At 70.4% G+C, this 6,946-nt stretch carries 7 protein-coding genes; 1 reads left to right on the forward strand and 6 read right to left on the reverse strand.

The features are described from left to right. Positions 1-65: 65 nt before the first annotated feature. Both FNX44_RS21645 and FNX44_RS21650 read right to left on the reverse strand, forming a co-directional pair. Positions 66-608, reverse strand: coding sequence for a tRNA adenosine deaminase-associated protein (locus FNX44_RS21645; protein WP_143650363.1), 543 nt, complete (start codon positions 606-608; stop codon positions 66-68). Between the two features lie 188 nt (positions 609-796). After that, on the reverse strand, positions 797-1,066 hold the full coding sequence (locus FNX44_RS21650) for a hypothetical protein (protein ID WP_143650364.1): 270 nt from the start codon (positions 1,064-1,066) through the stop codon (positions 797-799). A gap of 101 nt (positions 1,067-1,167) precedes the next feature. Here FNX44_RS21650 and upp point away from each other — a divergent pair, with 101 nt between their 5' ends. Further along, positions 1,168-1,803: a uracil phosphoribosyltransferase gene (upp, locus tag FNX44_RS21655; protein ID WP_143650367.1), complete on the forward strand. Its 636-nt coding sequence runs from the start codon at positions 1,168-1,170 to the stop codon at positions 1,801-1,803. Positions 1,804-1,879: 76 nt separating this feature from the next. Here upp and FNX44_RS21660 read toward each other — a convergent pair whose 3' ends face one another. The 4 genes from FNX44_RS21660 to FNX44_RS21675 form a co-directional block, all read right to left on the reverse strand. Continuing rightward, a complete protein-coding gene (locus FNX44_RS21660) occupies positions 1,880-2,536 on the reverse strand; it encodes a LytR C-terminal domain-containing protein (protein WP_143650369.1) in 657 nt (218 codons plus the stop codon). A 175-nt stretch (positions 2,537-2,711) separates the two neighbouring features. Then, the gene (locus FNX44_RS21665) at positions 2,712-3,008 is read right to left on the reverse strand and encodes a type II toxin-antitoxin system VapB family antitoxin (protein WP_071268372.1); all 297 of its coding nucleotides are present in this window, start codon (positions 3,006-3,008) and stop codon (positions 2,712-2,714) included. A gap of 224 nt (positions 3,009-3,232) precedes the next feature. Then, positions 3,233-4,825 (reverse strand): M28 family metallopeptidase, encoded by a 1,593-nt coding sequence (locus FNX44_RS29760; RefSeq protein ID WP_143650371.1) that lies wholly within the window; start codon positions 4,823-4,825, stop codon positions 3,233-3,235. Positions 4,826-5,413: 588 nt separating this feature from the next. Continuing rightward, on the reverse strand, positions 5,414-6,814 hold the full coding sequence (locus tag FNX44_RS21675; RefSeq protein WP_143650373.1) for a heparan-alpha-glucosaminide N-acetyltransferase domain-containing protein: 1,401 nt from the start codon (positions 6,812-6,814) through the stop codon (positions 5,414-5,416). Positions 6,815-6,946 lie beyond the last annotated feature (132 nt).

The following is a 6,946-nucleotide window of genomic DNA, read 5'->3' on the forward strand; positions in this document are numbered from 1 at the left end:
TACGCCGGAGGTTCGGGGCGGGGAGGGGGTTTGTGGGCCGTGCCGCGCGGGCACGGCCCACCGGATCATCTGACGGCTTCCAGTACGTCCGTACAGCCCAGCACGTCCGCGATCTCGCTGAGCGCCTCGTCCGGGCTGAGCGACAGCACGCCCTTCTCGTCGATGCCCAGGTCGTCGAGCAGCGCGGCGTCGCCGACCGGCCCGGCCGGCACCGCCTCCGCCGAGCCCGGCGCGTCGGTGTCCTCGTCGTCGCCGCGATCGGGCTCGCCCTCCTCGGTGCCGTCGAGGTCGACGAGGCTGTCGTAGTCCTCCGGTGCCTTCGGGTCGCGGCCCAGCACCTCGTCGGTGAGCAGCAGCTCGCCGTAGGCGCTCCGGGACGCGGCGGCGGCGTCGGACACGAAGACGCGCGGGTCCTCCTCCTCGCCGTCCACCCGTACGACGCCGAACCAGGCGCCGTCCTGTTCGATGCAGACCAGTACCGTCTCGTCCCCGTGCGCCGCTTCGCGGGCCAGGTCGGCGAGGTCGGTCAGGGTCTCCACGTCGTCGAGTTCTGTGTCGCTCGCTTGCCAGCCGTCGGCGCTGTGCGCGAGAAGTGCGGCGAAGTACACCGTGAATCTCCCACTGGTTGCCTGAGTTCCCGGGTGAGCAAAGGAGGGGCGGTGAGGCAGGTGCCCCGCTCACTCGGAATCGTGACAGAAACCTGGCGTGGGCGAGGGGTCTTCGGGCGTGCGTCGGGCGTGTGTTTGCGGTTCGGCCGGATGTGTCCCCCGGACGGCCCGGGGAGGTTTTCCGACCTTCACCAACGGAACGTACGCATCCGCATCTGCTGACGCAGTCTGGCCACCCGGGCGCGGCGCGGCTGCACCCGCTCCCGCAGCGCCTGTGCCTCGCTCAGCTCGCGGAGGAACCGGGCCCGGCGCCGCAGCCGGTCCGTGTCCACCGTGCCCTCGCACAGCCCGGCGTCCGGCGACACCGCCTCGACCGGCGCCTCCGACTCGGCGGACACGAGGGCGTCAGCGCCCCGGCCGACCCGCCGTCGACCGCTCGAACCCTTCAGGTCGGACATAGGCCTCACCTCCGGCGTATCAGACCACTCTGCCCCGGACCAGCGGTTTCGCGCCACCCGTGTGCCGGGTGCATCCATCCTGCTCGGCTACTGTCGAAGTCATGCGGACCCATGTCGTCGACCACCCGCTGGTGGCGCACAAACTGACCACACTGCGCGACGAGCGCACCGACTCGCCGACCTTCCGGCGCCTCGCCGACGAGCTGGTGACCCTGCTCGCGTACGAGGCCACCCGCGATGTGCGCACCGAACAGGTGGACATCCGGACGCCGGTCACCGAGACCACCGGAGTCCGGCTCTCCAACCCCAAGCCGCTGGTCGTGCCGATCCTGCGGGCCGGCCTGGGCATGCTCGACGGCATGGTCCGGCTGCTGCCGACCGCGGAGGTCGGCTTCCTGGGCATGATCCGGGACGAGGAGACGCTGCAGGCCACCACCTACGCCACCCGGATGCCCGACGACCTCTCCGGCCGTCAGGTCTACGTGCTGGACCCGATGCTGGCCACCGGCGGCACCCTCGTCGCGGCGATCAGGGAGCTGATCGACCGGGGTGCGGACGACGTCACCGCGCTGTGCCTGCTCGCCGCGCCCGAGGGCGTGGAGCTGATGGAGCGGGAGCTGGCCGGTGCGCCGGTCACCGTCGTCACGGCGTCCGTGGACGAGCGGCTGGACGAGCACGGCTACATCGTGCCGGGCCTCGGCGACGCCGGGGACCGGATGTACGGCTCGGCCGGCTGAGACCCGTGTGGGGCGGCCCCTGGGCCGCCCCACACCGCGGCCCAGGGGCCGTACCACCGTCGTCGCGCGGGCTCCGTCACTCGCAGGGGGAGGCCGACGGGCCGGGGTTCGCGAGCGCGGTGAGGGCGCGGGCGGCCGCCGCCGGGGCTGTGAGCTTGCGGTAGCCGTCGCCGAGGACGAGGTCCACGCTCTTCGCGGCGTCGCCCTCGCGGGCCCGGTCGGTCTTCGTCTCGGCCTTCGCCAGGTGCGCGCCGAGCACGGCGAGCGCGCCGTCCCGTTCGGACTTCGGGGTGCCGAGCAGCAGGCCCGGTGCCTTCACCTTCTTGTCCAGCTCCTCCGGCGCGTTGTCGACGGCGCCGATGCGGAAGCCGCGCTTCTCCAACTGCTCGGCGGTGTCCTTGGCCAGCCCGGTCCGGTCGGTCGCGTTGTAGACGTTCACGGTGATGGCCGCCGGATCGGGGAGCTTCAGCGGTTCGGCGTCGGCGACCGGCACGCTGGCCTTGCAGTCCTGGTCGGACGAGCGACCGGCGGTCGCCCGGCTGGTATCGCTTCCGGTGAACACGTCGACGAGCTGCACGACACCCCAGCCGACCAGGGCGAGGGCCAGGACGACGGCCGTGGCCGCCGTGCCGAGGAGGAATCTGCGACGGCCCTTCGACCGTCGCATGCGCGGGTACCGGCTGCCGGTGATCCGGTACTTGCCGCCCATGCCGGGGGGAGTCAGCATGCTCATAGCCGCAGCGTATCCCCGGGCGCGAAACATGCCTACAAGCTGATCAACCGATCGGGGTGCCGGTAACCCGGAAGGCGCAAAAAGGGATTTTCCGGGCGCCCTTCGGCAGGGCTCGTCGCCGGCCCGTGCGAGGGTGCCGGTGCCAGAGAGGCACCGGTCCCAGCGAGGTCTTCGCTCAGTCCAGTTCCAGCACCCGGGCGTGCAGCACCTGCCGCTGCTGGAGGGCCGCGCGGACGGCGCGGTGCAGCCCGTCCTCCAGGTACAGGTCGCCCTGCCACTTCACGACGTGCGCGAAGAGGTCCCCGTAGAAGGTGGAGTCCTCGGCGAGCAGGGTCTCCAGGTCCAGCTGGCCCTTGGTGGTGACGAGCTGATCCAGGCGCACCGGACGCGGGGCGACGTCAGCCCACTGGCGGGTGCTGTCCCGGCCGTGGTCCGGGTAAGGCCGACCGTTACCGATTCGCTTGAAGATCACACGGAAAGCCTACCGGGCGCCGGGCGGCGATCGCAGCCTCGACGGGCGGCCCTGAACCAGGACGTACCGCCGAAAACGGTCCTCTCGCCCTGGGGAAGCCTCACCGGCTTTCCCCCGAAAGTGTCCGCGTGCGAGGCCGGAAGGGCGGGTACCGGGCCCGCCAAGGCCCCGTACCCGCCCTCCGTCACGTCAGCCCGCTCTCAGCGGCCGCCGCGACAACCGACTCACTTGGCGTCCGGCTCGTCGTGGTCGTGGTGCTCGTGCAGACCACCGCCGCTACCGGTGCCGCCGCTCGTGGGAGCGAAGGGCACCTCGTCCTGCAGGCTGCCGGTGTCCCACGCGTAGTGGCCGACCGTGTGGGCGATGACCTTCATGTTGATGTCGAAGGCCTTCTTGTCGACGTTGTTGATGTCGTCGCACGCCTGGTGGTAGCACTCGTCGTACGCGACGCCCGCCTTACCGCCCCACAGCTTGGCCTGCTCCTCGGTCTTGACGCCCTCGGCGCCGGTGAAGGTGCCGCCCGAGGGGATGCCGACCGCGATGAACGGGCCGTAGTCCGAACGGCCGCTGAAGTCCGTGCCGCGCGGCTGCTCGCCCCGAGACTTGATGAACTTGTTGATCTTGTACTCGATCTGGGCGGACCCGTCCGGGCCCGGGCCGGCGCCCTCACCGTCGGAGTCGTCACCGTCGTAGACGAAGAGGCCGTAGTTCGGCGACGCGATCATGTCGAAGTTCAGGTACAGCGCGATGTTCTCGCGCTCCTTCTCCGACAGGTTCTCGACGTAGTGCTCCGAACCCTGGAGGCCGATCTCCTCCGCCGTCCACAGCGCGAAGCGCACCTGGTTCTTCGGCTGCTTCTTGTGCGGCTTGTGGTGGTTCAGCTTGGTGGCCTTGGCGTACTGGAGAGCCGTCTCCAGGACACCCGCCGAGCCCGACGCGTTGTCGTTGATGCCCGGGCCGTCGGTGACGGAGTCCAGGTGCGCGCCGACCATCACGACGTTGTTCTTGTCGCCGGTGGGCGTCTCGGCGATCACGTTCGGGGTGGTACGGGTCTCCTGGAACTCGATCAGCTCCAGGTTGACCTTCACCGTGCCCTTGGCGACCTCGGCGGAGAGCGCGTCGCCGTGCTCCTTGCTGATGCCGCCGGTCGGGATCTTCGCGGCGTCGGCGTCACCGAGCGTGCCGTTCAGCTCGCCCGCGGTGTTGTTGTAGATGACGGCGCCGACCGCGCCGGCCTTGGCGGCGTTGGCCTGCTTGTCTGCGAAGGTGCAGCCGCCGCGCTGGATCAGCGCGACCTTGCCGGTGAAGTCCTCCGGCGCGAAGTCGTCGGCGGAGCAGCCGGTCAGGCCCTCGGGGTGCCTCGGCACCTCGGCGACCTCCGCCTCGACACCGCCCTTCGGAGTGCTCTTGGTGTACGTCATCAGCTTGATGGCGACGTCCCGCTCCTCGGGGGAGAGGACCTTCAGCTTCTCCGCGACCGTCTCGCGGTACACGAAGTCGAAGTCCTGGTACGTCACCTTGTAGCCGGCCGCCTTCAGCAGCGTGCCGGCGTACCGCGCGGAGAGCTCGTGACCACGGGAACCCGCGGCCCGGTTCTTGTCATGAGCCATCGCGATGGACTGAAACACCCTCAGGTGCTTCATGCCGTTGGCCTGGCCGGTCTTCTTGACCAGTTGGGCGGCGAGCTTCTCGCCCTCGCTGGGCTTGCCCTTGGCGACGGCGGGAGAAGCGGTGGTGGCGATGATGAGGGGGGTGGCGAGTGCGGCTACTGCGAGAGCCGCGGTGGTACGCCGTCTCCTCTTCTGTGGAGCGTGCACAGACGGGTCCTTCCAGTGCGTTGGTAGGGACGAGCTGTTCGGCGTCGGGACAGCCAAGTCCGGGTTGCGGACGTGTAATGGAAGGGAAAGTTAGCGCCACCCGGGCCCCGTGGGAACGCATGTGGCACAGATCACCGAGCGTAGTGCCCCGGATGGGGGGAATCGTTCACTCCCGTCCCCCGCCGTCCACCGTGCTCAACTGCGCGAAGACCGCCCGGGGTGGCTCCGCTCACGTCGTTCGGAACGTTTGTCGCCCCCGTGGTCGACTACCACCCGTAGCGACCGCCTGATGAGACCAAGTTGTCCCGTTGTGCGTGCCGTTGGGTGGCGTTGGTGCTGCCGTTGCTTCCCGAGACGACTGGTGTGCACGGGTTTGCGGCGACTGGCGCCTTCGTCGGCTCGGCCCCCTTTGCCGACTGGCCGGAAACGGCTCCCCGCGGGCCGCCGGAATCCGGCGGCCGGAATCCGCCGCCGGAAGACCGCCTCCCCGCGGGTGGCGCCGACTGCGCACTCGGCTCGGCCACCCGTGCGCCGCCGGGGCGCCGCCGACTCCCCGTCGGCAGCACCCCGAACCCCGCGGCGCGCCGCCTACCTGCCGGTCTCACCGGTCGTCGCCGGGGAGTTGAGCACGCTGCCCTCCTCGCTGCCCTGGGGCGGGAGGGCTCGGTGGCGTACGGTCGCCCTCGTCGCACGCTTCGACAGGCTGGTCAGCAGCCGCTCCAGCGGTCCCTGCTTGAGCCACCGCCGCCAGACGACCGCGAAGACGAGCGCGCCGAGCGTCAGCAGCGCGAAGCCCTTGGCGCTCTGCTCGACATCGTTGTCGGCGGCGATCTTCAGCGCGATGGCGTGTCCCGCGTACAGCGTGAGCGCCATCGACCCGGCCGCAGCCACCGGGTAGAGCGGACGCCGGACGAACGACGGCGCCAGCAGGCAGAGTCCCAGGATCAGGAGCGCGACTCCGGAGGAGCCGACCACCTCGAACGGCGTACCCGAGTGCGGCTCCCAGCCGGCAAGCGACTCCGGCAGCGAGCGGAAGAGCTCACCAAAGCTCTCCTCGCCCCCGCCGTCGCCCTCGCCGTCCGCCGTCTCCTCGGGCTCGCAGGAGACGTACCCCTCCTCGTACTCGGAGCACATCAGCCCGGAGAAGTCGATCTCCTCCGGCGAAACCGGGTCCGGCAACTCGAAGTCCTCGTCGTCGTCGAAGGACCCGCTCACCGAGCCCTTCGAACCCGACTGGTCGTCGACGACGACCCGGTCGACGCCGTACGCCTTCTCGCTGACCCAGCCGCCGCCGTAGCCGGCCAGCGCCATCACGAGCCCGGCCGCGACCAGCCGCAGCTGAACCCGCCGAGCGGTGAGGTCCAGCCGCCCGACACCCAGGCCCAGCAGGACGAACGCCATCCACACGAGCGCCGGGTACACGCCGCCGAGCGTCATCCCGACAACTCCGTCGTACGCGCTCATCTCCCAGATGGACAGCGCGCCGTTCAGCAGATACGCCACCGCGGCGCCGCAGACCCCCGTGATCGCGGCCCCGACGAACAACCGCCGCGGTCGCCACCGCAGGAACAGCACACTCACCGCGAGGAGGACGGCGTACACCTCGAGGATGACGGCGATCGAGCCGAGCATCGTCAGCAGCGAGCCGATGGCCAGCAGCAGAACCGCGCGGACCAGGATGCGCGTCCGGGCGTCCCGCAGCGCCTCCCCGTCGTAGGGCCGGGACCCACCGGACAGCAGGGCGACGGACACGCCGGCCAGAGTGGCGAACAGGATCGAGGAGCGGCCGTTGACGAGCGCGTCCCAGGTGGACGGGTGCCAGCCCAGTTCCCCGGTCATCAGGGTGTGCGCGCCGAACATCCCGATGACGGCGATTCCCCGGGCCAGGTCGATGCCGGGGATGCGGCGGCGCGGCGGCTTCGTGGGCGGCGCGCCGGACGCCTCTGAGCCTGCGGCGACAACGCCGTCAGGCGGAGCGATTGTGGACATTCCCGAAGGCTAGGGAGTCGTTTTGCCCGTTGTGGTCAGCCTTTGGTGTGATCTACCCGGGGGTCACGTAACCCCTGGGTAGCCTCCCCTCATAGACAAAAGACAGGGCGTCGGCCCCGCATCTGCCCGCCC

The organism is Streptomyces alkaliterrae (assembly GCF_007097205.2).
GTDB classification, from domain to species: Bacteria; Actinomycetota; Actinomycetes; order Streptomycetales; family Streptomycetaceae; genus Streptomyces; species Streptomyces alkaliterrae.